Consider the following 23,645-nt stretch of genomic DNA (forward strand, 5'->3'; position numbering starts at 1 on the left):
TCGGCGGCTGCCGGGCCACGGTTCACGGAACAGGGCAGGGTTTTACAGTATCCCGCCGCCGTCGAACTCGGCCTTCTCCATCGTAATGTTCAGGCCAAGGCCCTTGATCTCGTTGCACAGCACGTCGAAGGCAACAGGCATGCCCGCTTCAAGCGTGTTCACACCCTTGACCATCGACTCGTAAATCTTCGTACGGCCTTCAACGTCGTCGCTCTTGACCGTCAGCAGTTCCTGCAGAATGTAAGCAGCGCCATACGCTTCCAGCGCCCACACTTCCATCTCGCCGAACCGCTGACCACCCGTTCGCGCCTTGCCGCCCAGCGGCTGCTGGGTGATCAGGCTGTACGGGCCCGTCGCTCGAGCGTGAATCTTGTCGTCGACCAGGTGGTGCAGTTTGAGCATATACATATGCCCCACCGTCGTCCGCTGATCGAACGGCTCACCCGTGCGGCCGTCGTAAAGCTGAATCTTGCCGCCCGCGGGCATCTTGGCAAGAATCTCGCGATCGCCCGGCGGCGTGCCGGCCTCTTCGCATTCACGCAGCCGATCGTCCACGTGCTTGTTCGCTTCTTCGATCGCCTGGTGGATCTCGTCTTCCGTCGCACCGTCGAACACGGGGGTGCAGGCCTGGAAGCCAAGCACGCCACACGCCCAACCCAAGTGCGTCTCGAGAATCTGCCCCACGTTCATTCGCGAAGGCACGCCCAGCGGGTTCAGCAACAGGTCGACCGGCGTACCGTCCTCAAGGAACGGCATGTCCTCTTCCGGCACGATGCGGGCAATCACGCCCTTGTTACCGTGTCGGCCGGCCATCTTGTCACCCACCGACAAGTGTCGCTTCGTGGCCAGGTAAACCTTGACCATTTCCAGCACACCCGAGGGCAGCTCGTCGCCACGCTTCATGTGAGCGAGCTTGCGCTCCTTCTCCTTGCGAAGCGCTTCGATACGCGGCCAGAACTGGCCATAAATCTGCTCCGCCTCTTCGCGGGTCGACTTATTGCCCTTGATCCACGTCTCGTCGAACGAGTCGATCTGCTCCATCACGACTTCCGTGATGTCGCTGGCACCGGCCTTCTGACGCGTCGACGGGTCGACCATCGGCGTGCCGGTCGCTTCGTTGATCTGCTCGATCATCTGCCGGAACAACTCCGCGGCACGCTCGTCCATCGACGCTTCGTACTCACGCATCTCCCGGCGAAGCTGCTTCTTCTGCTCATCATTCAGGTGCATCCGTCGGCTGAAACGCTTCGCACCAATCACGATGCCTTCCGTGCCCGCGGGCACTTCCAGCGAGTCGTTCTTCACGTCTTCGCCGGCTCGGCCGAAGATCGCGTGCAACAGTTTCTCTTCCGGCGTCAGCTCGCTCTTGCTCTTCGGACTCACCTTGCCCACGAGAATGTCGCCCGGCGTGACGTACGCGCCGATGCGGATGATGCCATGCTCGTCGAGCATCGACAGCATCTTCTCGCTGACGTTGGGGATGTCCTGCGTGAACTCTTCTCGGCCGAGCTTGGTCTCGCGGATCTCAACGTCGAACTCGTCGATGTGAATCGACGTGAACACGTCTTCCTTGACCAGTCGCTCGGAGATGACGATCGCGTCTTCGAAGTTGTAGCCGTCGAAGGTGTTGAACGCGACCAACGCGTTCTTGCCCACTGCCAGCTCGCCCTTGGACGTCGCCGCCCCGTCCGCGATGATCTGGTCCTTCTTGACCTGCTCACCGAGGCGGACGATCGGCTTCTGATTGAGGCAGGTGCGCTCGTTCAGGCCGACGAACTTGCGAAGCACGTACTCGTCAGCGTTGTCGACGACAAGCCGCTCGGAATCCACATACGTAATCGTGCCCGCGTTCTTCGCTCGCACGACCATGCCGGAGTAGCGGGGCACTTCCTTTTCCATGCCCGTCGCGACCGCTGGCGGCTCGGTCTTGATCAGCGGCACGGCTTGCCGCTGCATGTTCGAGCCCATCAACGCACGGTTCGCGTCGTCGTGTTCGAGGAACGGAATCAACGCCGCCGACACACCCACCAACTGCTTGGGGCTGATGTCGACGTAATCGATCTGCGCCGAGTCGACCTGCGCGAGGTCGCCGTCGACGCGAGCGAGCACTTGCCCCTTGGTCAGCTTGCCCTCAAGGTCGAGCGCGTCGGCCGGGCCGAGGGTGGACTTCATTTCCTCGTCAGCACGCAGGTGAACGATTTCGCCCGTGAGCTTGCCGTTTTTCACCTGCCGGTACGGCGTGAGGAGGAAGCCATACTCATCAATCTGGCTGTAAATACCCAGCGAGGCGATGAGGCCGATGTTCGTGCCTTCCGGCGTTTCGATCGGGCACACTCGGCCGTAGTGGCTGATGTGCACGTCGCGAACCTCGAAGCCCGCCCGCTTGCGGTTCAGACCACCAGGCCCGAGTGCCGACAGACGCCGTTCGTGCGTCAGCGTCGACAGCGGGTTGGTCTGGTCGACCACCTGCGACAGCTCGCCTCGGCCGAAGAAGTGGTCAATCGCGCTGCTGATCGACTTGGAGTTGATCAGGTCGGCGACCTTGGCCAGCTCGTCCGGGTCCTTGACGCTCATCCGCTCCTGCACGGTTCGGCGGAGCTTCAGGAAGCCCTTGCGCATCTCTTCCACCGCCAGCTCGTCCAGCGTCCGCAGACGCCGGTTGCCGAGGTGGTCGATGTCGTCGATGTGGGCCTTGTTTCGCTGGGCACGCAGGTCGAGCATGTACTCGACAACCTTGAGGAAGTCCTCGGCCCGAAGCTGCATTTCGGTTTCGGGGACTTCCAGGTCGAACTTGCGGTTGATGCGGAACCGGCCGACCTTACCGAGGCGGTAGCGGTTCTCGTCGAAGAATTTCTCTTTGAACAGGTCGCGGGCCTTGTCGACCTGCGGCGGGTTGCCCGGCCGCAGTCGGCCGTAGAGCGTCAGCAACGCCATCTCATGGTCCGTCACTTCCATCCCATCCAGGTGGCTCGCCTTTTCCTCAGCGAGCGTGTTAAGGATGAGCATGTCGGACGGGTTGGCGATGATCTGAACTTTTTCGAGCGGGCTGTTGAGCACCTGCTCGATGTTCTCGCCCACCTGCGCACCGAGACTCACGAGCTCTTCGCCCGTTTCCGTGTCGATGATCGGCTTGGCGACGTAGTGCTCCGGCTTGAGGTCGGCCACCGGAATGCTCTGCAAGTCGTAAAACAGACTCAGCAGCTTCTCGGTGGTCGAGTAATTCTCGTCCAGAGCGCGCAGGAAGGTGGTGGCGGGGATCTTGGTGGACTGGTCGATCCGCATCGACAGCACGTCCTTCTTCGTCACCTCCAGCTCGATCCACGAGCCACGCTCGGGGATCACGCGAGCCGAGTGCAGCGGCCGGTCGGCCTCCGCACTGGCGATCGAGAAGTCCACGCCGGGCGAGCGGTGCAACTGGTTCACAATGACGCGCTCCGCGCCATTAATGATGAACTCACCGCCGCCGAGCAGGATGGGGATCTCCCCGAGGTATATTTCCTCTTCGGGGATTTCCGAAACATCCTTCCGGACGAGGCGGACGCCGACCCTGAACGGCATGCCGTAGGTCAGTCGGAGTTCCTTGCACTCTTCAGGGGTGTAACGGGGCTCGTCGAGCTTGTAGTGAATGTACTCAAGCTGCATGCTCTCATCGTACGAGACGATGGGAAACACCTCGCGCAACAGAGATTCGAGACCCATTTTCTGGTCTCGCTTCTCGTGCGTTTTATCCTGCTGGAGGAAACGGGTGTATGCAGCTTGCTGAACTTCGACGAGGTTGGGGATAGCAGTAGCGTCCCCACGCTTCGAATAGTCGCGCACGGTCTTCAGCAGCATCGAATATCCTCGATCTTGCTAAGAGCAGATGATCAAAGTTAGGTTTTAGAGGGATTGCAGGGGTGCCGACCCAGCCTCTCTCACGCCACGAATGGGTGAGTATAGCGGCTGGCGCACGCCTTCACAAGGGCGGTGCCGAAATTTTTACCGCTTTGGGCCAAATTGGTCTTGACTTTGCCTTCCCGTTCTTTCCAACCATGTCCCGCAACGGGCCCGCTCATGCCCGCCACGATCGTCGAGTGTAGCACGACCGCAACCAAAAGCAAAGCGACAGGGTAAGGGAAGTTTCTAGTTCCGAGTTTCGAGTTTCTAGTTCAGGAGATTGGAAGCCCACGGCGTGACGCCGTGGGCGTCGATGGCGCACCGCACGCAAAGCGGCCCCCCGTCCTTCCCAACTCGAAACTCGGAACTAGAAACTAGAAACTCGTCCCCCTCACACCGCTTTCGCGGTCTCCAGCCGGGTACGGAGGTTGTCCAGCACGTTCATGAAATTGATGTAACTGTCGTAAGGCGAAGCGTATGGGTTGAAATACTTGTGCACGTCGCCGTCGGCGAAGTACTTGGTGCACATGTAATAAAAATGATCCGAACTGGTCAGCTTCCGCCAGTCGTGCAGCAAGTCCATGTCGCCGCTGGCTTTAATGTCAGGCTCGATCTTGAACAGCTCCTGTAGCGCACTGGCCTGCATCGCGTTGCCCACCCACGCAGAGAGGTCGCGTTCCGTGTCGGCCCACGAGGTGACGCGAGGTGAGTCGTACGTGCCCACCGAAGCGAACTGATCCACCACTTCGCCGGGCGTGAGGAAGTTGTCCCCACGGTCGAGCACCTTGCCCGGCAAGGCTTCGAGAAACTGGAAAATGCCTGTATCGCGCCACTGGTGCTCGCCGAACGTCTCAAAGTCCATGAACAGGTTGCACACCTGCCCGTGCGCGTCGTGAATCCAGTCGGCGAACTTGTCCGCGTTCAACGGCCATTCGCCCCAGCCCCGGTCGGAAAAGCGGAAGGCGATGTCGTCGCTGAGGCGGTAGTTTTTCAGCAGCAGCGTGATGTCCGGATGGCCCGGCGGGTTGTAGGGGTAGTTGGGCGAACGCTGGCCGAGCACGCTGTCGACGCCCTCAGCGAGGATGCCGCGGTATCGGCCGGTGCGGGCGATGTAGTCCGCAAGATCGTTCGCGTAGATCAACTCAGTATTGCGGAAAACCGTCGGCTGCTGATTGAACAACTCTTCAATCAGCTCGGCATGCTGGTCAACTTGCGCAAGAAACTCGTCGCGGTCGTAGAGAAAGGCGAGGCTGTGGTAGTAAGTCTCGGCCAGGAACTCGCAGCAGCCGGACTCGGCCAGCTCCTGAAAGCGTTCGATGACCTCCGGCGCAAGCTTTTGAAACTGCTCGATCACGCTGCCGGTAAGCGAGAAGGCCACGCGGAACCGGCCTTCGTGCCGTTCGATGAGCTTCAGCAGCAGTTCCGTGCCGGGCAGGTAACACTTCTGCGCGACGCGGCGGAGGATCTGGTCGTTGCGAGCATGGTCGAAATAATCGCGATGCGCATCGAAGACGCTGTATCGCCTTAGACGGTGCGGCTGGTGGACCTGAAAGTAGAGGCAGGCTGTGGCCATGGTTTCCCGCAAGGATCATCGGCCGGAGCGGCCCCGGCACGCCAACGACAGCCACAAATAGCGCGGGTGTCTTTCGACTCGCCCCGCCGATCACACATAGCGGCGCCGCAGGCTCACTCTATTTTCACGAACCTAAGCCGACTTGCAACTCCCAACCTCGGCGATCGCGGGAAGTTGGACACGAATGCCAGCGATCGTCCCACGCCTGTTGCACCATAGCCCACCCGGAGCCGGCTGGAACAGCCGAATCTTGTCAGCCGGGAACGATTTGTGCGAACCAAAGACTGTTGCAATCGAGTATGATATTAAACTAGGGAATACACCCCAGGGACTTGCGTGCTGTTATCTCAAGTCCACAAAAATCCGAACCAAGTGTAAGCCGCACGCCTTTGTTCGGCAGACGGCATGAACACGCTTTAAAGGGGGGAAAAATGAACATCCTGACCACGATTTCAACGCTCGGCCTGGCATTGAGCATCAGCGCTGCCGCGAACGGTGCGCCGATCACCGGCTCACTCGAAGCCAACCAGCTTCAAACCACCGACAGGTGGAACAACATCACGCCAACGGTCGAATGGCAGATCACCGACAACCAGGATGGCCAGACCTGGAATTACGCCTATACCTTCATCGGCTTCGACGGGCGAGCCATCCCGACGATCAGCCACTTCATCCTTCAGTTGAGCGAAGGCGCGCCAGCCGAGGACTTCACGTCATTCACCAGTTCCGGAGCCGGCTTCGACGGCAATAACTTCACAGACTTCCGCCTGTTCAACCAAGGCCAACCATCGGACCCGAATCTGCAAAGCAACGTGTATGGCGTCAAAATCGACCTGCAGAACACCGGAGACAACTTCACCATCGCCTTCGATGCCAACCGACTTCCCATGTGGGGCGACATTCACATCAAAGGCGGCCAGAGTGAAGCATGGAACCAGGATTTCGCGGTGGAAGTCGCCAACCTGCACGACTATTTCGCGGACCACGCCCTCGATGCGACCGGCAACGAACTGGCCAAGATCCTGGTTCCCAACTCAATTGTCCCCGAGCCGGGCACGCTCGCGCTGCTTGGCATCGGCGGCTTCACCCTGCTGATCCGCAGACGAGCTGCGGCATCGCCTGCACAGTGATCCGCACAGAGGGGGTGTGTTTAAGCCCCCGTGTCCACGTGGGGGGACGCGCGAGGAGGCGGGGGGCCGCCGCCACAGGCGCTTCATCGCAGGTCAGGCTGATGGCTCTTGCCTTGGCTGGTCCGCCTCCACATCGGACGCTTCGACCAGGCTGGATGCCTCTTGGTTCGACGCCTCGTCGCCAGGCTCGCTCTCGCCCGATGCGCGTGGCACGACCGTGGCGGTGCCTGTCTCGCGGGAAGCGGTCATCGCAACGACCGTTCGGCCGGCGAGCACCTTCTGCCCCTGCTGCACCTGCACCTCGGGGCCCAGCGATTCGGGCAGGTACAGCTCTGTCGTCGAGCCGAGCTTGATGATGCCGATCCGCTCGCCTCGCTGCAACACCTTGCCCACCTCCGCCGCACAGACGATCGTCCGCGCGAGCAACCCCGCCACCTGCCGCACCGCCGCCACCGGCTGCCGCCGAATCGGGTGCACCATCACCAGCAGGTTCGACTCGTTCACCTCGGCCGAGTCGGGATTGAGCGCGTTCAGATGCTTGCCCGGCTTGTGCGTGATCGAAACCACCTCGCCGTGGCAGGGGCTTCGGTTGATGTGCACGTCCAGCACGCTCAAAAAGATGCGGATGCACACCGCCGGCTCGTCGAACGGCTCGAAATGCTCCACCCGGTGCACCGAGCTGACCCGCCCGTCGGCCGGCGCGACGACCGCGCCGCGCTGCGTCGGCACACGCCGATGCGGGTCGCGGAAAAACAGCACCAGCGCAACCGTGGCGATCACCACCAGCACCGACAGCCACCACCAGCCGACCACGAACGTGACGCCGCTGATCATCAGGCCGACGGCGATAATCGTCAGCCACTCATTTCGCGCATAACCGCTGAGCATCGAGCGTTTTCATCCGAAGGAGGGTTACAGCCCGCTCGCAAGCAGGCCACGTCACACATCACAAACAGTCACGCATCATCACAAACAAACAACCCCACGGCCACGCGCAGGCGGCCGAGTCACCATCCAAAGCGACCTGTTGTATAAATCGACCCGGCAAGCGCGCGACGATGAAAACTCACTGCCGCCCGCCATGCCGTAAAGCACCAGCCGCCGGAGCAACGCTCACCGTGCCGCGGCCTTGCCGACCACCAGGCCAACCACGCCCAGCACGATGCTGCCCAGCAGCAGGCCGACCGACCAGATCATCAGGTGCATGTCCGACTGGGCCATCATCTGCGCCACCGGCGTCTGAATGCCGCCGATCCAGCCGATGACCACGATCAGGCCGAGGATCAAAGCGATCATCGCGCCCAGCAACATGCCCGCGCCAAACCCGCTCCCCGCCGGGTCATACGCCTCATCGCTGTATGTGACTTCCATCCGCGTGCCGGCGACGGTCTCGGTCGGCTCATCGCCGATCGATTCCAGCGTCGTCGCCGACTGCCCCGGCTCCATCGCGATCGCGCTCTCGAACACGCCTGACGAGCCCACCGATCCCGAGCCCACCGCCGACTCACCCGGCGTGCTCCCGCCGGAGGAAATCTCTTCCAGCAACTCGGCAGCGCCGAGGCTCGTGTCGTCACTTTCGCGCGTCAGGTCGAGCAGGCCCGAGCCTGAGCCGACGCTTTCCAGCGCGAGGTTGTCGTCATCTTCCACCGACTGCGTGACCTGGGTCTGCGCACCGGGATCGATCGGCTCGAGTTCGCCGGACTCAAACACGTCGACACCCGAACCGCCAACCGAAGAACCGCCAGACGTGCCCTGCTGCGTGCCGGGCTGCGTCTGCCCTGCCGTGTGCGTCTCGTCTTTCAGGTCGATCGCGTCTGTGTCGTGAGCGCTGTCGTCAGCCAGAGGGATGACCCCACTGCCGCTGGCACCCGCGTCGGCACTGCTGTCCGACGACGAGCCGCCGGCCATCTGGTCGATCTGCTCGCGCTTGAACATCAGCTTGTCACGGTCGCGAAACTGCTGAAGCTTGCCTTCCGCGGCCATTTCCTTGACCTGATCCTCATCCAGACCCAGCTTCTCGGCAGCTTCCTGAAGCGTATAGAACATCTTCGCCATTCGACCGGCTCCTGACGGGGGATAAGATGCGTCCTGCGATTCGCGAGCGAGCAGCCATCAACAAGCCGCCCACGCCTAACGTCCACTACTGTAGGATATTTCGTCCAGCGCCGCCTGACAACCCAGCCGATAAACAGTCCGACACAACGCGCCTGAAACCCAACCCCCAACCCTCAAGCCCCAAGCCCCAGGCCTCCTCCCCAAGCCTCCCCCCGAAGCCCCACGCACCATGCCCCTCACCCCCCGCCTCATCCAGCCTGTCGACCTCAGCCTCCCCCACCTGCCCGACAGGCTGGTTGGCCTGCGCATCGCCCACCTCACCGACCTGCACATCCGGCGACACACGCGCCTGCATACCCGCATCGCCCGACAGCTCGCAGACACCCCCTGCGACCTCCTCATCCTCACCGGCGACTACATGGAAAACACCGGCCACGAAGCCGCCACCATCGACACACTCGCAAAACTGCTCAATCCCCTGCACCCGCGACTCGGCACGTTCGGCGTCTTCGGCAACCACGACAACGCGCCCTTCCGCGACCACGCCCTCAACCTCCCCGTGCACTGGTTGATCAACGACACCGCCCTCCCCACGCCAGACCTCGAACTCTGGGGCCTCGACACCCGCACCAAATCCGACCACGAAGGCGCCGACGCCATCGCCATGCTCCGACACCGACAATCACATCCCACCAACACCCACACCAACGCCGACTCCAACGCCAACCCCAACAATCGCCCCCTGAAAATCCTGCTCGCTCACTCCCCCGCCCACCTCACCGTCGCCGCCGACCTCGGCATCGACCTCATGCTCAGCGGCCACACCCACGGCGGCCAATGCCGACTCCCCACCGGCCACGCCCTCGTCAACGCCTGCGACATGCCCCTCCACCTCATCGCCGGCGTCCTCCGACACCGCAACACCCTCGCCACCGTCTCCCGCGGCGTCGGACACTCCGGCCGCATCCCCCGCGCCTTCTGCCCACCCCACATCCCCCTCTACACACTCCACCAACAACCCCTCCCAGGCCAATTCACCCTCGGCATCAAAAACGTACACCCCTGGTAACGCGCTCACCGCATTCGCGCCCGGCGCACCCACACAAAGCCCACGGATTCCATCCGTGGGTCCCGCCCCCGCACTCATCCGCAGTCCCCCACTCCAAACCCCCTCACACCCGCAGCGCCGCACTCACCGCATCCTTCAGCGCCGCCACCACCGTCTCCACCTGCGGGTCCACCTCATCATGCCGCAGCGTCTTGCCCGGATCGCGGAACACCATGCGGAAGCTCACGCTCTTCTGCCCCGCCGCGATCGGCTTGCCGCGATACGTCCCGATAAACCGCACCGACTCCAGCAACGCCGGCTGCGCCTCCCGCACCGCCTGCTCAATCTCCCGCCACAACACATCCTCCGACACCAGCACCGACAAGTCGCGCTCGATCGCCGGGTGACGCGGCAGCGCCTGCACCTGACGCGTCGGCGGATACAGCTTCAACATCGGCTCAGCCAACAACTCCGCCGCGACCACCGGCGTCTTCACATCAAACACATCCCGCGCCCCGTCCGCGAGCAGCCCCATCACACCGATCGCCTCTCCATGCAGCCGAACCGTCGCCGCCGCCGCATACGTCTCGCGCTCCACCGGCTCAAAGCTCAGCCCCGCCCGCGCCGCCTGCCCGCCGAGTTGCTCGACCGCATCTTCAATCGTGCCGCGCAGATCGCGCACCGCCTGCTGCGCATCGCCCGCGTCAGCCAGCAACGCCAACTGCCGCTGCTCGATCATCTCACCATTCACTTCATGCCACGCCGCCGCCGACTCGAACAACCGCACGTCCGCGTTGCCCGCGTCCTGGTTCGCCTTTCGGCAGATGAGCAAACTCGGCAGCAGCGACGGCCGCAGCATCGGCTCCGCCTTACGCAAGTCATCATTCACCAGCACCGGGCTCGACCCCGCAGGCACGAACGGCTGCCCCTCCGCCTTACCCACAAAGCTCAGCGTGATCGTCTCATGGAACCCATGCGCCACCAGCGCCTGGCTCAGCCGCCGACGCGCTTCGACCGAGCTTTGCCTCGGCCGAGCTTCGATCGAGATCCGCTCCTGCCGATCGATCGCATCAAAGCCATGCGATCGACCAACCTCCTCAACCAGATCAACCTCGCGCTTCAGGTCCAGCCGAAACGTCGGGACGGTGCAAATGATCTTGCCCGCATCAATGCGCGGCGACAACTCAAGCCGATCCAGATAACCCGCCTGCTGCTGCGCACTCATCGCCGTGCCCAGCAGCGCATTACACCGCTCGACGCGCATCGTCACCTGCACCGCCGCCGGGTCGCTCTGCCCCGCTCGAATCACACCCTGCGCAAGCCGACCGCCTGCCAACATCACGATCAACTGCGCCGCCCGTTGGCTCGCACGCTCCACGCCCAACGGGTCCACGCCGCGCTCAAAGCGGTAGCTCGAATCGCTCGCCAGCTTCAGCCGACGACTCGTCCGACGCACGCTCAGCGGCGCGAAGATTGCCGACTCCAGCAACACGTTCGTCGTCCCCTCGCTCACCTCGCTGTCCTGCCCGCCCATCACACCCGCCACCGCGATCGGCCGCTTCGCGTCCGCGATCACCAGCATGTCGTCGCGCAGCTCATGCTTGCTGCCATCAATCGCGGTAAAACCTTCCCCCTTGCTCGCGCGGCGCACCACAATCCGCCCCTCCGTCAGCTTGCTCATGTCAAACGCGTGCAACGGCTGCCCGAGTTCCAGCAGCACGTAGTTCGTCACATCCACCACGTTGTTCACGCTGCGCAGCCCGACCGCTTCCAGCCGATCGACCAGCCACTTCGGGCTCGGCCCGACCTTCACGCCTTCAATCACCCGAGCCGTGTACAGCGGGCAAAGCGTCGGCTGCTCATTGGCAACCTGCGTCCGCTCGCTCACCGCCAACGACGCATCTTCCGCAATCTCGATCGCCGGCCGCTTCATCCCCGCCCCCGACGCCGCCGCCACCTCACGCGCCAGCCCCACATGGCTCAGGCAATCGCTGCGGTTCGACGTGATCTCCACGTCAAGCTGCTCATCCTGATTCCCGCTGGTCAGGTTCACCAGGTCCCTGCCGTCCAGCGGAAAGCCCACGCGCGTCAGCAGCCGCTCCGCTTCGTCCGCGTCAATCTTGCGATCCAGATAATCATTCAACCAGGCTAGGCTCGTCTTCATGGCGTCGGATGGTATCACCATCCGCAACACCGGCAACTTGCCTTGCACCCCCGAGCCGCCGACGATGATCCGTCAACAAGGGAGCTTCACGTGAAAACGTCAACCACACCGCCCATCCACTGGCCCGCCGTCATCGCCGCCCTCGCCCTCCTGTTCGTCGGCTGCGCCCCGATCCCCCCCACCGCCGCCGAGCATGGCTACCCGCCCGACTTCTCGCTCGTGTTCACCGTCAAGCACGACGACGCCCCATCCGACCTGCTTGACCCGCTTGCCATGCCCGCCCAGCACGTCGTCTCACCCGACCGCACGCTCCGCGTCGCCCTCGGCCCCGGCGCAGGCCACGACTTCCACCCCGCCGTCACCGCCCGCCTCTCGCCCCAACAGATGATCCAGCTCTACCGCATCGCCGAGGCCGGCAACCTCCTCGACGCCCCGCCCCACACCGACACCGACGTCGACCCCACCGGCCTGCACTACCGCATCACCCTCACCGCCCACGGCTACCGCCGACACTACACCACCACCCCCACCGACCACCCCGCCGCCACCATGCTCCTCGAACGCCTCATCAAACTCCGAACCCCCCACTAACCCCCAATTCCAAATCCGAAATCCGAAATCCGAAATCCGAAATCCGAAATTCACCCCCGCCCCTTCACCCCAAACCCCCGCCCCCGCGGGTCCGCCACCGCAGCCACCGCTGCCACAATGCTCTTCGCCCCCGCCTCGCGTAGCAGCCGCCCGCACGCCGACAGCGTCGCCCCGCTCGTCTTCACATCGTCCACCAGCACCACTTCCCACCCGCTCAGGTCGATCGGCTCGATCGCGAACGAGTCCGCCACATTGATCCCACGATGCTCCGGCAGCACCGCCGTCTGCGGCGGACGCCGACGCGGACGATGCAACACATCCACCATCGGCCACCCCCGCGCACGCACCAACCCATCCGCAATCAACCGCGCCTGGTTGTACCCCCGCCGCCACCGCCGCGCCCAATGCATCGGCACCGGCACCACCGCGACCGGCGCGCCCCCCGTCGGCGACCCGATCGCCTCGCCCAACTGACCGCCGAACCACAACGCCCGACGCCAGTCGCCCGCAAACTTCGACGCTCGCACCCACCCCGCCAACGGCTCCTCATACAGCCCCAGCCGATACAGCCGATCCCACACCAGCCGCTCCCCCACGCAAAACGCACAACCGCGCGGCGTCATCGCCTCCACCACCCCCGACGCACCGCAGCGCGGACAATACGCCGTCAACTCATCGCGCGCCCACACCCTGCCAGGCACTTCGCGCAACGACAACTCGATCGTGTCAGGCGACAATTCCTCCAACACGCCACGCAGCCATTGTCGAAAATACAATTCAGCGGGCATAGGCACCCTCGGCCGTTATACTTCCGACAGTGTCCAACAAACAACCCCATCCCGAAACCGTGTCATCCCCGACCGCGCCCGCGCCCCCGGCCCCGGCCCCGCGCAGCCGATTCGACGCCACCGTCGAATTCAACCGCTTCATCTGCCGCGAGCACTACCGCCTCCGCCTGCGCATCACCCGCCCCTTCCCCGCCACAAAGCCCGGCCAGTTCGTCCAGCTCGGCTGCCGACCGCCCAACGGCGCCATCGACGCCGACGCCCTGCTCGGCCGCGACCTGGCCTGGGAGCCCGGCCAGCGCCCCGACCTGCACCAACCCGAACTCTGCAACCGACTCGCCATGCTCCGCCGACCCTTCAGCCTCGCCGGCCGAGGCGACGACGAGCACGGCACGTGGATCGACATCATCCACCGCATCGTCGGCACAGGCACCGACTGGCTCGCACAACTCAACGTCGGCGACCCCGTCGACCTCATCGGCCCACTCGGCAACGCCTTCACACTGCCGGACGACAAACACGTCGGCCTGCTCGTCGGCGGCGGCGTCGGACTGCCGCCCATGTTCTACCTCGCCCAAGCCATGAAAACCGCAGGCTGGGACGCCGTCGCCTTCGTCGGCGCCATGACCCACGACCTGCTCGCCGTCGAATTCGTCGACGAACAGCCCGCCAACGTCGAAGGCCTCCCCCTCCCCTGCGTCGTCGACTTCGCTCGCTTCGACTACCCCACCGTCATCACCACCGACGACGGCTCGATGGGCCTCAGCGGACGCATCACCGACGGCCTCTCCCGCGTCCTCGAAGGCCTCCCCAACGCCACCGCCAACGCCGCCGTCGTCTACACCTGCGGCCCCGAGCCCATGATGGCCGCCGTCGCCAAGCTCGCCGAGGCCCGCGGCGTCGACTGTCAGGTCTGCGTCGAACAGGCCATGGCCTGCGGCATGGGCACCTGCCAGTCCTGCATCGTCCGCATCGAGTCCCCCGACGAGCCCCACGGCCAAACCGCCGTCGGCCGACCGTGGCGCTACCGCCTCGCCTGCACCGACGGCCCCGTCTTCCCCTCAACCAAAGTCGTCTGGTAACCCCAAACACTCCCCCCGCCCAAAAAAACGCCCCCCAAAGCCCCCGAAGCCCACGGACGGAGTCCGTGGGTCCCGCTGTCCGTGGGCCCCCCCGCGCCAAGGTTATCGCCCCTTCCCCGCCGCGTTATTCCCCTCCCCCCCAACCAATCGCCGATCAGGTAATAGCCGACTCGGATCAAAGTTGTGGCCGCGCCGCCATCGCGGCACATCAGTTGCATCACACTGCTGCAGGGATGGGATGAAAAGGTCGTGCCCTCGCCAAAGTGCCAGGGCCGCGACAAGTGGGCTGGAGGCAATGAACCATGTTGAAGTTGCTCGCGGTTCATCGCGATGGTTCGGAGAAACTGCTCCGTGTACACCCCGGCAAGGCCGACGTGCTCGGCCGACGGGCGCCGCGCCTGACACTCGAAGACTCCTGCGTCTCACGTCAGCATGCCCGGGTCTGGTTTGAAAATGATTGCTGGTGGCTGGTCGACCTCGACTCCACCCATGGCACGTGGGTGAACCACGACCGCGTCGAGCAGCCCACGCCCCTGCGACTCGGCGACGAGATCCGCCTCGGCCGTATGCTGCTGGTCGTCCGCGAAGCCGACGCCACAGCCGACGACTCGCCCACCAACCCGACCTCAACGCCACCCGCCGCCGCCGCGGAAACCCAGGCAAAAGCTGCCGCCGCGTCGCCCCCCGACGATCACCCCAAGCCCGATCGCGACGCGCGCGAAGCATCGTCCGCCTCAGCCTCACAAGATCGCCTCGACCCCACCACGCCCCTCCAGGCCGACGAGGTCATCATCGCGCCATCCGTCTCACTGGACGATGCCGCCATCGCCACGCCCTACGCCCCCTCGCCGACACCCCAACTCGCCGCCGACGAGTCTGCCCCCGCGATCACCTTCACAACCTTCGGCGACTCGCCGGCCAACGCCGACGACAACGGCCTCGCCCGACACGACCCGCGCCGCGAGGAAGACATCGACCCCCTCGCCGACGATCAGGCCAACGACCCCGACGCCACGCCGACCACCCTCAACGGCGCCGCCCGCCGCGACCCGGTCGCCGGCAACTTCGGCGTCATCTTCCCCCAGACCGGCCGACCCGGCGGCAGCCACCACAACCGCCACAGCCGACCATCTTCCAGCGACCGCACCGCCAGGCACAGCGATGCCGGCCAGAAGCACAGCCGATGGGTCACCCTCGCCGCCTTCGCCGTCGCCGGCACGATGGCCGCCGTCGCCACCACCGCCTGGCTGATGTACCCCGGCTGACCCCGGCCGAGCCGCCCGAATCGTCGGGCCAAAAACCTTGAAATCCCCCGTCGGCCGTAGACAATGGAACGGGCTGACTGGCTTTTCCACGTCACGCACACCCAGGCATGCATGTTATTTGTGTAAACAAGGAAGCCCGGCGTGTGGCATCGCCGCGATAAATCAAAGCCGCTGGAAACGCGCGAACGCATGATCGCCGAAACCGAGGCGTTCCTGAGCTGGGCTCTGGCCGACCGCAGCCAGCCCCTGCCCCGCATCCCCCGCCGCCGCGTCGCCGACGGCGGCTACACTGAACTGCTCCGCCGCCCCGGCGCTCGCGCCGCAGTGCTACACTGGTGGCGTCGCGTTCTGAATCAGTAATCATCCTCAGAACCCCGGCCGCGTTACGCCGTACTAGCAATTAACCGATACCAAAATCACGTTCACCCACACATTCATCCATAGACCTGTAGTGAGAGTTTGACCCCATGGCAGCAAAAGCATCCATCAGTTCCGGCTACCGCTGGCGGCTGGGCATCATCGCCGCCGCCCTGCTGCTGTTCGGCAGCGCGTTCGTCTACGACGCCGCCGTCACCTGGGAACCGCTGATGGAGATCCGCCGAAGCTACCCCGAACGCCAGCGCATCTACCAGCAATGGGAACAGGTCCAGCTCGACCACGACGGCGACGCCGCCGAAGCCAACCGCGCCTGGGCCGCCATCGCCGACGCCGAGGGCTACCCCGACCGCCCAAGCGAATACACCGACCGCGACATCTTCATCCAATGGGTCTGCGCCGCCATCACTCTCCCGCTAGGCCTGCTCTTCGCCGTCTCATGGGTCCGCACCGGCAGCCGATGGATCGCCACCGACGACACCGGCCTGCACACCAGCTGGGGCCAGCACGCCCCCTGGCCCACCCTCCGCAGCATCGACAAGTCCCGCTGGAAGGCCAAAGGCATCGCCGTCGTCCACTACGACGACAACGGCAGCGAACGCCGCATCACCCTCGACGACTGGAAATACGACCGCGAACCCACCGCTGAGATGCTCAAGGAAGTCGAAGCACAGCTCGGCGAAACCGACCCCGCCACCACCGAGCCCGAGCCCGTCGCAACAGCCGAAACGACCGAAGCGACCGAAGCGACCGAAAAGTCCGACGCCACCCCCTGATTGCCGCCCCCACCAGGCAAGCCAACACACAACCAGCAACACCCCCCGAAGCCCACGGCGTCCCGCCGTGGGTTTTTCAATACCCCGCGCCCCATGCGCCACAAGATCGCACACAACAAAGACCTACACCACCAACAAAAACACAACCACATGAAGAAAAAATCAACACACAAAACCCAACTGCTTTTTAAAAAGGCACTCCGTTTTTATCTTGCAAATATTTTGATCATTCGATAAATTACTGCCTAACAACATCGGTCGAGGCGACCAACGGACGCTCGCCCCCCAATCAGGGAGCAAAGACCACCCCTTGTTTTTAGGAGACGAAGATGACGCCTGACGAAGTAATCAAGCTCGCCAAGGAAAAGAACTGCAAAATGCTCGACCTGCGGTTCATGGACTTCCCCGGCAAGTGGCAGCACACCAGCTACCCCATCAGCGAACTCAACAAAGACTCCCTCGAAGAAGGCTTCGGCTTCGATGGCTCGTCCATCCGCGGCTGGCAGGCCATCAACGAATCCGACATGCTCCTTCGCCCCGTCCTCGACACCGCGTTCGTCGACCCGTTCTTCAAAGAGCCTACCCTCGTCCTCGTCTGCGACATCGCAGACCCCGTCACCGGCGAAGACTACACCCGCGACCCACGCTCCATCGCCAAGAAGACCGAGGCCTACCTCAAGTCCTCAGGCCTCGCCGACACCGCCTTCCTCGGACCCGAAGCCGAGTTCTTCGTCTTCAACAACGTCCAGTACAGTTCCGACCCACAGCACAGCTTCTTCCGCATCGACTCGCCCGAAGCCATCTGGAACACCGGCAAAGGCGAAGACGGCGGCAACCTCGGCCACAAGAACCGCTACAAGGAAGGCTACTTCCCCGTCCCGCCAAACGACACGCTCATGGACCTGCGCACCGAGATGACGCTGACCATGATCGAAGCCGGCATCGACGTCGAATGCCAGCACCACGAGGTCGCCGGCGCAGGCCAATGCGAAATCGACGTCCGCTTCGCACCCCTCGTCGAGATGGGCGACAAGCTCACCCTCTACAAATACATCGTCAAAAACGTCGCCGCGAAGCATGGCCTCTCCGCCACCTTCCTCCCCAAACCCGTCTACGGCGACAACGGATCGGGCATGCACACCCACCTCTCCCTCTGGAAAGACGGCAAGCCCCTGTTCGCAGGCGACGGCTACTCCGGCCTCAGCCAGATGGCCATGCACGCCATCGGCGGCGTCCTCAAGCACGCCCCCGCACTGCTCGCCTTCACCAACCCCTCCACCAACAGCTACAAGCGGCTCGTGCCCGGCTACGAAGCCCCGGTCAACCTCGCCTACAGCCAGCGAAACCGCTCCGCCAGCGTCCGCATCCCGGTCTACTCCAAGTCGCCTAAGTCCAAGCGACTCGAGTTCCGCTGCCCCGACCCCTCGTGCAACCCGTACCTCGCCTTCGCGGCGCTGACGATGGCGGCCGTGGACGGCATCCAGAACAAGATCGACCCCGGCGATCCCTTGGACGTGAACATCTACGACCTCGAACCCGAAGAAGCGGCCAACATCCCCAAGACCCCCGGCACACTCGAAGAGGCGCTCACCGCGTTGCAGAACGACCACGAGTTCCTCCTCAAGGGTGACGTGTTCACCCCCGACGTCATCTCCACCTGGATCGGATACAAGATGGAGAACGAAGTCGACGCCCTGAAGCTTCGCCCGCATCCGCACGAGTTCATGATGTACTACGACATCTGACCTCATGGAACCGTTTCAAATTCAACCGTCCCGACTTTGATCGAATTCAAGCCCTTCGGCAGATGCCGGAGGGCTTATTTGTTTCTGTTCCAGCACTTGCCTCACCGGCTGAGATTTTGTATCGGCTCAAAAGTGCCGAAACCGACGGGGGAGGCGGCTGGATTTGAAAACGAACTGCGACTGGCTCGCCCGTCGAAACCTGCTATAGAATGTCGACAAGCAGCACCGCTACCATTGACACGCCACACGGTCAGAACAGCGACACCGAGGAGCCAGCCATGTCCAGGAAAGTCCGCAGGCGTGCATCGTCGGCGAAGCAGGCATCGGTCACACCTGGTAAAGCGGGATCACGGGATGCCATGCCACCCCTCCTATCCGGTGGCAATCCTCAGATCGCAAAGGCCGACGGCGACGCCCCCGTGCAGTCCTACATCGCGGCCATGCCAGGCTGGAAATGCGATGTCGGACGCCGCCTCGACGCTCTGATTGTGCGGACCGTGCCCGACGTGCGCAAGGCGGTGAGATGGAACTCGCCGTTCTATGGCATCGAAGGGCAAGGTTGGTTCCTTACCTTTCATTGCTTCACAAAGTACGTCAAGGTGGCATTCCTCAATGGTGCGTCGCTGCGCCCCCTCCCGCCGGTCGAATCCAAAGATCCGAGCACGCGCTACTTTCACATCCATGAAGCCGACCACCTGGACGACGAGATCATGGCGAGTTGGATCAAACAGGCGTCGGAGTTGCCCGGCGAGCATCTGTTCCGGTGAATGGAAGATCGGTCCTGCAGCCCAGCAAATGCGCAATCATGCCCCAACATTTGCACCGTCATCGAGCAACCGCCGCTAGACGGTTTCGATACCATGACAATCACCCCGATTTGAGTAGACAAAGAGCCTTCCGTCAGAAACGGAAGGCTTTCTTCTTGCGCGGGCACGGCTTAGAATTACCGTCGGAAAAGACCCATTCAAACTCGCCGGAAAGGCGACTGGATTTACGAACCGGGGCAAGTTCGGGGCGACACCAAATGACACACATCGTCAACATTGACGCTTTGCCTCATCTCTATCCTACCCACATTCAGGAGCCAAAATTCTGGGAGAGCCTGGGTCGTGCCGTTGCAACTTTCGGATTACTAGAGGAAGTACTCGGTAAAGCCATTTTCGCGCTAACGGCAACCCGCCGCTGCAAAGACAAGGCAGAGGATCAGCGGGCGTATGCCAAGTGGCTGCCCCAGTTAGAGCATGCGCTCACTGATACGTTGGCTCCCCTTATCAATTCATACGATAAAGCGGCTCGCAATCATCCGGATGTAAAACTCGATATTCTCAATGATCTGGTGAGGGACTTACGCAAAGCGTCGGAAATGCGAAATATCCTGTGCCATGGGTCATGGGGGAAGCCCGATGCTAACGGAGCTTCGCTTCCACGATTCGTGAATCGTAAAAAAATGATCGTAGATAGCCCGATGGATTGCTCATTTCTTGATCAAGTTCAGCGACACACTGCCGAGTTGGCGTGTGCTGTGATCAGCACGGTTACTCTGACGGGCTTGCAGTTCCCTGGATCGGATGGGCCGGGCCGTGCAGTCTGGCAAGAATCACCAGCGAAATCGTCTACATAAGGTAGTCGTGAAAAGGTGTCAGGAACTGTTTTCTCGCCTGGTCAGGCGCGCACCAACTCATCACACCGCAGCGCACCAACCCGGCGCAGCGGCCAACAGATAACGAGTGCCTGACTCTGGGTTGGGTTTGCTTGCGGTTGACCTCGCCAGCGGTTTACAAAACCGCTGATGGACAGGGCGACGTCCACGCCACGCAAGCGGCCCCGAAAGGTCGGCACGTCGGGACTCGACGAACGACGCACGCCAGGCAATCGCCTTGTGCGGCGTCGATCGCCGGGCTTGCGTGTTGCGCCTCACCTGTCCGGGGCAACAGCACACCACGACCCCACGTTCTCCCGAATCGGCCGACAGCCGCGGGCACTCGTTTGATGCATGTGTTTTTGATGAATCTGTTGATGATCGCCACCGTTGTCGTCGACGCGGGCCCGCGAGAGCGCGCCCGCGCCGATGGCAGGTAGTCCCGCCGAAGCCCACGGATTGCATCCGTGGGGCCCGGCCCGCCCAACACTGACTGGGAAATCGGCACCGATCGAAAAGCCCCCTTAAACGGGGGATTTCCCGGTGTTGACGGCGATTCGCGATCCTCGGCGAACCATGAATCGTAAAATACGCAAGGCCAAAGGCTGGGCCGTAGGGCCTATAGCCGGTATCATGAGTAATGTTCATCTAGTCTGAATCCACCCTGCGCGAGCGTCTGGAAGCGAAAACGCTCGTCGCCTGCAATCTGGGTCGCCAGCGCGACACGGCACGGAAGCGTGGGTGCCCGACCGTTTCGTTTTTTTGTTCTGATACGGGAGGCAAGCATGTATCGAGGCATTTGGATTGCAACGCTGGCGATGACGGCCATGAGTTTCGTGGCAGCGCCGGCGGCGGCGCAACGTCTGTCCGAACGAATTGAACACGTCCGTCAGCAGCGGGCGCAAGAAGAGCGCGCGAATAACGAACGGGCCCAGGAGCAAGGCGTCGCGCAACGACTGCAAGGCGTGATCGACAACGCCAACTTCGAAAACACCACAGCCCAGGAAGCAGTGCGGTGGTGGTCGGAGCAGACCGGCATTCCGGTGGTCGTCGACTGGGACGCCATGTTGATGGAAGGCGTCGACGGCGACACGCGCATCACGATGAGCCTTCGACGCGTGCCGGCCAACCAGTTGCTCGTGGTGTTGCTCCGGATGGCGTCGCCGGACGTGGAGCTGATCGCCGAGGCCTCGCAGTGGTATGTCGAAATCATGACCCGCAGCCAGGCCAACCGTCGGCCGACGGTTCGCATCTACGACATCAACGACCTGCTGCACGTCGTTCCCAACTTCAACAACGCGCCGCGGTTCGACCTCGAAAGCGCGCTTGACGCGGACCACGTCGGCGGCGGGCGTGGCGGCGGCGGCCGAGGCGGTGGTGGCGGTGGTGGTCGCGGCGGCGGTGGCGGTGGCGGTGGTCTGTTCGGCGACACCGGCACGGACCGCGACGACACGGAGATCCCCTCCCGCCGGGAGCGCGCCGAGGAATTGATCGACATGATCCGCAATACGATCGCGCCGGAAATCTGGCTTGAGCATGGCGGCGAGTATGGCTCGATCCGCTACTACAACGGCCACCTGATCGTCAGTGCCCCGAACTACGTGCATCAACAGATCGGCTCGCCGATCAACATGCGACCTCGGCCGACGGCCCGAGGCGGTTCGCGTACGCGAGCCGACAACGAACGTCGATCCACCGCTCCGCTGCAGGGCGAACGACCTGCCCGATCGCGCGGCGTGGCCGGGCGTCAATGACACGACCGCCGGTCAATGATGCACAGCGACTTTCCACACGACAACGCATCAACGATAAAGCCCACGGATAGCCATCCGTGGGCTTTTTCATTCGTGAGCTTTGTTGTGCCCGTAACAGGCGACGCGTTTGCGTTGCATCAACCCGGCGCGGCCGCGAGCGTGTCGGCCCACTGGCGATAACGGATGTACTGCTCGGTGTAGATGCGGGTCGCTTTGCGGTCGGGTTTGACGATGATCGGCTTGCGATCTTTACGCTTCGGGTCGGCCTCGGCCATCGCTTTGATCGCAGCACCGGGCGAGGCAAAGCCGCTGGCGGACTTGCCCGCCGCGAGCACGCCGAGAATCGCTGCCCCCAGCGCGGGCCCCTGGGTCGATGGGTGCACGGTGATCTGCCGCCCCATCACGTCGGCGTAGATCTGCACGAGCAGCGGGTTGTGATGCGGCAGGCCGCCCGTGGCGACGAGCTTGCGCACCGGCACGCCGCCCTCTTCGAGCAGATCGATGATCCATCGCACGCCGAAGGCCGACGCTTCGAGCAACGCGCGATACATGTGCTCGGGCCCGTGGTTGAGTGTGAGGCCGAGAAACGCGCCTTTGAGTGAGCCGTCCATCAACGGCGTTCGGCAGCCGTTCATCCAATCAAGGCACAACACACCTTCCGCGCCGGGCGGCAGGTCGCGGGCTTTGCGGTCGAGCGCCTTGAACGACTTCTCGCCGACCGTACGACGTAGCCAATCGAAGGCGTCGCCCACCGCGGCCTGTCCGGTTTCATAGCCGAAGTAGCCTGGCAGGATGCCGCCTTCGACCACGCCGGCGACGCCGGGCACGAGGCGCTCTTCTTTGTTGTTGAGCATGTGGCAACTGCTCGTGCCCATGACCATGACAAACGTGCCCGCCTCGGAAACGCCCGCGCCGGGCACGCCGGCATGCGCGTCGATCACGGCGGCGCTGACGGGTGTGCCCGCCTTCAGGCCGAGCTTGCGCGCCATGCGCGGCGTGAGTTCGCCCGCCTTCTCGCCAGGCGCGAGCAGTCGGCCGGGCATCTTGTCGCGTACGACATGCTCCAGCTTCGGGTGCAGCGCTTTGAAAAAGCCTGGCGATGGATAGCCGGTGTCGCTGTTCCACATCGCCTTGTAGCCGGCCTGGCAGGTCGAACGAGGCAGGTCTTTCGCTTCGCTGCCGACCAGTTGCCAGACATACCAGTCGCCCGCTTCCAACCAGACGTCAGCCGCGTCATATACCGCCGGCGCTTCTTCGAGTGTTTCGAGCACTTTGGGGAAGAACCACTCGAGGCCGATGATCCCGCCGTAGCGGTCGAGCCAGGGCTCTTTGCGCTGGCGGGCGAGTTCGTTGAACCGCAGGGTCTGCGACTTCGCGCCGTGATGCTTCCACAGCTTCGGCCAGGCGAACATATGTTTGCGGAATGACTGGAACGTGCACAACGGCGTCCCGTCGCGCAGCGTCGGCAGCATGGTGCAACTGGTGAAGTCCACGCCGACGCCGATGACCTGTTCACCATCGGCGCGGGCCTGCTTGAGCGCCCGCTTCACCGCTCGGCCGGACGCGTCGAGCCAGTCCTGCGGATGTTGAAAGGCGAAGTCCGGCGGCAGCTTCGTGCGCGTGCCGGGCAGCTTGTCGGTGATCTGGCCGTGCTTGTAACGCTCGGCGGCCGAGCCATGCTCCACGCCATCCAGCGTCACAAGCAACGCCCGGACCGATTCAGTGCCGAAGTCCAGCCCGAGTGCCAGCGGCAACTTTGTTGAACGTGATCGGGAGCGAGGCATGTG

Annotated in this window: 18 protein-coding genes; 11 read left to right on the top strand and 7 right to left on the bottom strand. The window is 63.3% G+C overall.

All coding sequences use genetic code 11. The features are described from left to right. Positions 1-42: 42 nt before the first annotated feature. Together rpoB and ACERK3_00705 are read right to left on the bottom strand one after the other, a co-directional pair. A complete protein-coding gene (rpoB, locus tag ACERK3_00700) occupies positions 43-3,834 on the bottom strand; it encodes a DNA-directed RNA polymerase subunit beta (protein ID MFA9476799.1) in 3,792 nt (1,263 codons plus the stop codon). Positions 3,835-4,267: 433 nt separating this feature from the next. Beyond that, positions 4,268-5,449 (bottom strand): glycoside hydrolase family 57 protein, encoded by a 1,182-nt coding sequence (locus ACERK3_00705; GenBank protein MFA9476800.1) that lies wholly within the window; start codon positions 5,447-5,449, stop codon positions 4,268-4,270. 431 nt (positions 5,450-5,880) lie between these two features. On the opposite strand from ACERK3_00705, the gene ACERK3_00710 reads away from it, so the two are divergent. Then, positions 5,881-6,579, top strand: a complete 699-nt coding sequence (locus ACERK3_00710) for a PEP-CTERM sorting domain-containing protein (protein ID MFA9476801.1) — start codon at positions 5,881-5,883, stop codon at positions 6,577-6,579. A 93-nt stretch (positions 6,580-6,672) separates the two neighbouring features. On the opposite strand, the gene ACERK3_00715 is transcribed toward ACERK3_00710, so the two are convergent. Continuing rightward, a complete protein-coding gene (locus ACERK3_00715; GenBank protein MFA9476802.1) occupies positions 6,673-7,467 on the bottom strand; it encodes a phosphatidylserine decarboxylase in 795 nt (264 codons plus the stop codon). Between the two features lie 225 nt (positions 7,468-7,692). Then, on the bottom strand, positions 7,693-8,634 hold the full coding sequence (locus tag ACERK3_00720) for a helix-turn-helix domain-containing protein (GenBank protein ID MFA9476803.1): 942 nt from the start codon (positions 8,632-8,634) through the stop codon (positions 7,693-7,695). Between the two features lie 229 nt (positions 8,635-8,863). Between ACERK3_00720 and ACERK3_00725 the strand changes: the two genes are divergently transcribed. Next, positions 8,864-9,703: a metallophosphoesterase gene (locus ACERK3_00725; protein MFA9476804.1), complete on the top strand. Its 840-nt coding sequence runs from the start codon at positions 8,864-8,866 to the stop codon at positions 9,701-9,703. Between the two features lie 103 nt (positions 9,704-9,806). Here the strand turns inward: ACERK3_00725 and pheT are convergent, their stop codons facing one another. Then, positions 9,807-11,846 carry a phenylalanine--tRNA ligase subunit beta gene (pheT, locus tag ACERK3_00730; protein MFA9476805.1) on the bottom strand — a complete coding sequence of 680 codons (2,040 nt, stop codon included), beginning with the start codon at positions 11,844-11,846 and terminating at the stop codon, positions 9,807-9,809. A gap of 90 nt (positions 11,847-11,936) precedes the next feature. Between pheT and ACERK3_00735 the strand changes: the two genes are divergently transcribed. Continuing rightward, the gene (locus tag ACERK3_00735; protein MFA9476806.1) at positions 11,937-12,437 is read left to right on the top strand and encodes a hypothetical protein; all 501 of its coding nucleotides are present in this window, start codon (positions 11,937-11,939) and stop codon (positions 12,435-12,437) included. A 50-nt stretch (positions 12,438-12,487) separates the two neighbouring features. On the opposite strand, the gene ACERK3_00740 is transcribed toward ACERK3_00735, so the two are convergent. Continuing rightward, a complete protein-coding gene (locus ACERK3_00740; GenBank protein MFA9476807.1) occupies positions 12,488-13,225 on the bottom strand; it encodes a ComF family protein in 738 nt (245 codons plus the stop codon). 59 nt (positions 13,226-13,284) lie between these two features. On the opposite strand from ACERK3_00740, the gene ACERK3_00745 reads away from it, so the two are divergent. The 8 genes from ACERK3_00745 to ACERK3_00780 all read left to right on the top strand — a co-directional run bounded on the left by ACERK3_00745 (position 13,285) and on the right by ACERK3_00780 (position 21,858). Continuing rightward, on the top strand, positions 13,285-14,304 hold the full coding sequence (locus tag ACERK3_00745; protein ID MFA9476808.1) for a hypothetical protein: 1,020 nt from the start codon (positions 13,285-13,287) through the stop codon (positions 14,302-14,304). A gap of 302 nt (positions 14,305-14,606) precedes the next feature. Continuing rightward, positions 14,607-15,569, top strand: coding sequence for an FHA domain-containing protein (locus ACERK3_00750; protein ID MFA9476809.1), 963 nt, complete (start codon positions 14,607-14,609; stop codon positions 15,567-15,569). A 141-nt stretch (positions 15,570-15,710) separates the two neighbouring features. Continuing rightward, positions 15,711-15,929, top strand: a complete 219-nt coding sequence (locus tag ACERK3_00755; GenBank protein ID MFA9476810.1) for a hypothetical protein — start codon at positions 15,711-15,713, stop codon at positions 15,927-15,929. 107 nt (positions 15,930-16,036) lie between these two features. Continuing rightward, positions 16,037-16,720, top strand: coding sequence for a hypothetical protein (locus tag ACERK3_00760; protein ID MFA9476811.1), 684 nt, complete (start codon positions 16,037-16,039; stop codon positions 16,718-16,720). A gap of 329 nt (positions 16,721-17,049) precedes the next feature. After that, positions 17,050-18,465: a type I glutamate--ammonia ligase gene (gene glnA, locus ACERK3_00765; GenBank protein MFA9476812.1), complete on the top strand. Its 1,416-nt coding sequence runs from the start codon at positions 17,050-17,052 to the stop codon at positions 18,463-18,465. Between the two features lie 359 nt (positions 18,466-18,824). Next, positions 18,825-19,232: a DUF1801 domain-containing protein gene (locus ACERK3_00770; GenBank protein MFA9476813.1), complete on the top strand. Its 408-nt coding sequence runs from the start codon at positions 18,825-18,827 to the stop codon at positions 19,230-19,232. 257 nt (positions 19,233-19,489) lie between these two features. Then, entirely contained in the window at positions 19,490-20,086 is a 597-nt protein-coding gene (locus ACERK3_00775; GenBank protein ID MFA9476814.1) for a hypothetical protein, read from the top strand. A gap of 803 nt (positions 20,087-20,889) precedes the next feature. Beyond that, entirely contained in the window at positions 20,890-21,858 is a 969-nt protein-coding gene (locus ACERK3_00780; protein MFA9476815.1) for a hypothetical protein, read from the top strand. 137 nt (positions 21,859-21,995) lie between these two features. Here ACERK3_00780 and ACERK3_00785 read toward each other — a convergent pair whose 3' ends face one another. Continuing rightward, a complete protein-coding gene (locus ACERK3_00785) occupies positions 21,996-23,642 on the bottom strand; it encodes a ribulokinase (protein ID MFA9476816.1) in 1,647 nt (548 codons plus the stop codon). Between the last annotated feature and the right edge of the window lie 3 nt (positions 23,643-23,645).

The sequence above is a fragment of the Phycisphaerales bacterium AB-hyl4 genome, assembly GCA_041821185.1.
GTDB lineage: Bacteria > Planctomycetota > Phycisphaerae > Phycisphaerales > Phycisphaeraceae > Natronomicrosphaera > Natronomicrosphaera hydrolytica.

What these genes read in the sequence shown, in the direction of transcription:
- ACERK3_00710 (MFA9476801.1), top strand. Translation starts at nt 5,881, where the DNA reads ATGAACATCCTGACCACGATTTCAACGCTCGGCCTGGCATTGAGCATC.
- ACERK3_00785 (MFA9476816.1), bottom strand. Translation starts at nt 23,642, where the DNA reads ATGCCTCGCTCCCGATCACGTTCAACAAAGTTGCCGCTGGCACTCGGG.
- ACERK3_00780 (MFA9476815.1), top strand. Translation starts at nt 20,890, where the DNA reads ATGTATCGAGGCATTTGGATTGCAACGCTGGCGATGACGGCCATGAGT.
- ACERK3_00750 (MFA9476809.1), top strand. Translation starts at nt 14,607, where the DNA reads ATGTTGAAGTTGCTCGCGGTTCATCGCGATGGTTCGGAGAAACTGCTC.
- ACERK3_00720 (MFA9476803.1), bottom strand. Translation starts at nt 8,634, where the DNA reads ATGGCGAAGATGTTCTATACGCTTCAGGAAGCTGCCGAGAAGCTGGGT.
- ACERK3_00775 (MFA9476814.1), top strand. Translation starts at nt 19,490, where the DNA reads ATGACACACATCGTCAACATTGACGCTTTGCCTCATCTCTATCCTACC.
- glnA (MFA9476812.1), top strand. Translation starts at nt 17,050, where the DNA reads ATGACGCCTGACGAAGTAATCAAGCTCGCCAAGGAAAAGAACTGCAAA.
- ACERK3_00705 (MFA9476800.1), bottom strand. Translation starts at nt 5,449, where the DNA reads ATGGCCACAGCCTGCCTCTACTTTCAGGTCCACCAGCCGCACCGTCTA.
- pheT (MFA9476805.1), bottom strand. Translation starts at nt 11,846, where the DNA reads ATGAAGACGAGCCTAGCCTGGTTGAATGATTATCTGGATCGCAAGATT.
- ACERK3_00725 (MFA9476804.1), top strand. Translation starts at nt 8,864, where the DNA reads ATGCCCCTCACCCCCCGCCTCATCCAGCCTGTCGACCTCAGCCTCCCC.
- rpoB (MFA9476799.1), bottom strand. Translation starts at nt 3,834, where the DNA reads ATGCTGCTGAAGACCGTGCGCGACTATTCGAAGCGTGGGGACGCTACT.
- ACERK3_00715 (MFA9476802.1), bottom strand. Translation starts at nt 7,467, where the DNA reads ATGCTCAGCGGTTATGCGCGAAATGAGTGGCTGACGATTATCGCCGTC.
- ACERK3_00740 (MFA9476807.1), bottom strand. Translation starts at nt 13,225, where the DNA reads ATGCCCGCTGAATTGTATTTTCGACAATGGCTGCGTGGCGTGTTGGAG.
- ACERK3_00760 (MFA9476811.1), top strand. Translation starts at nt 16,037, where the DNA reads ATGGCAGCAAAAGCATCCATCAGTTCCGGCTACCGCTGGCGGCTGGGC.
- ACERK3_00770 (MFA9476813.1), top strand. Translation starts at nt 18,825, where the DNA reads ATGCCACCCCTCCTATCCGGTGGCAATCCTCAGATCGCAAAGGCCGAC.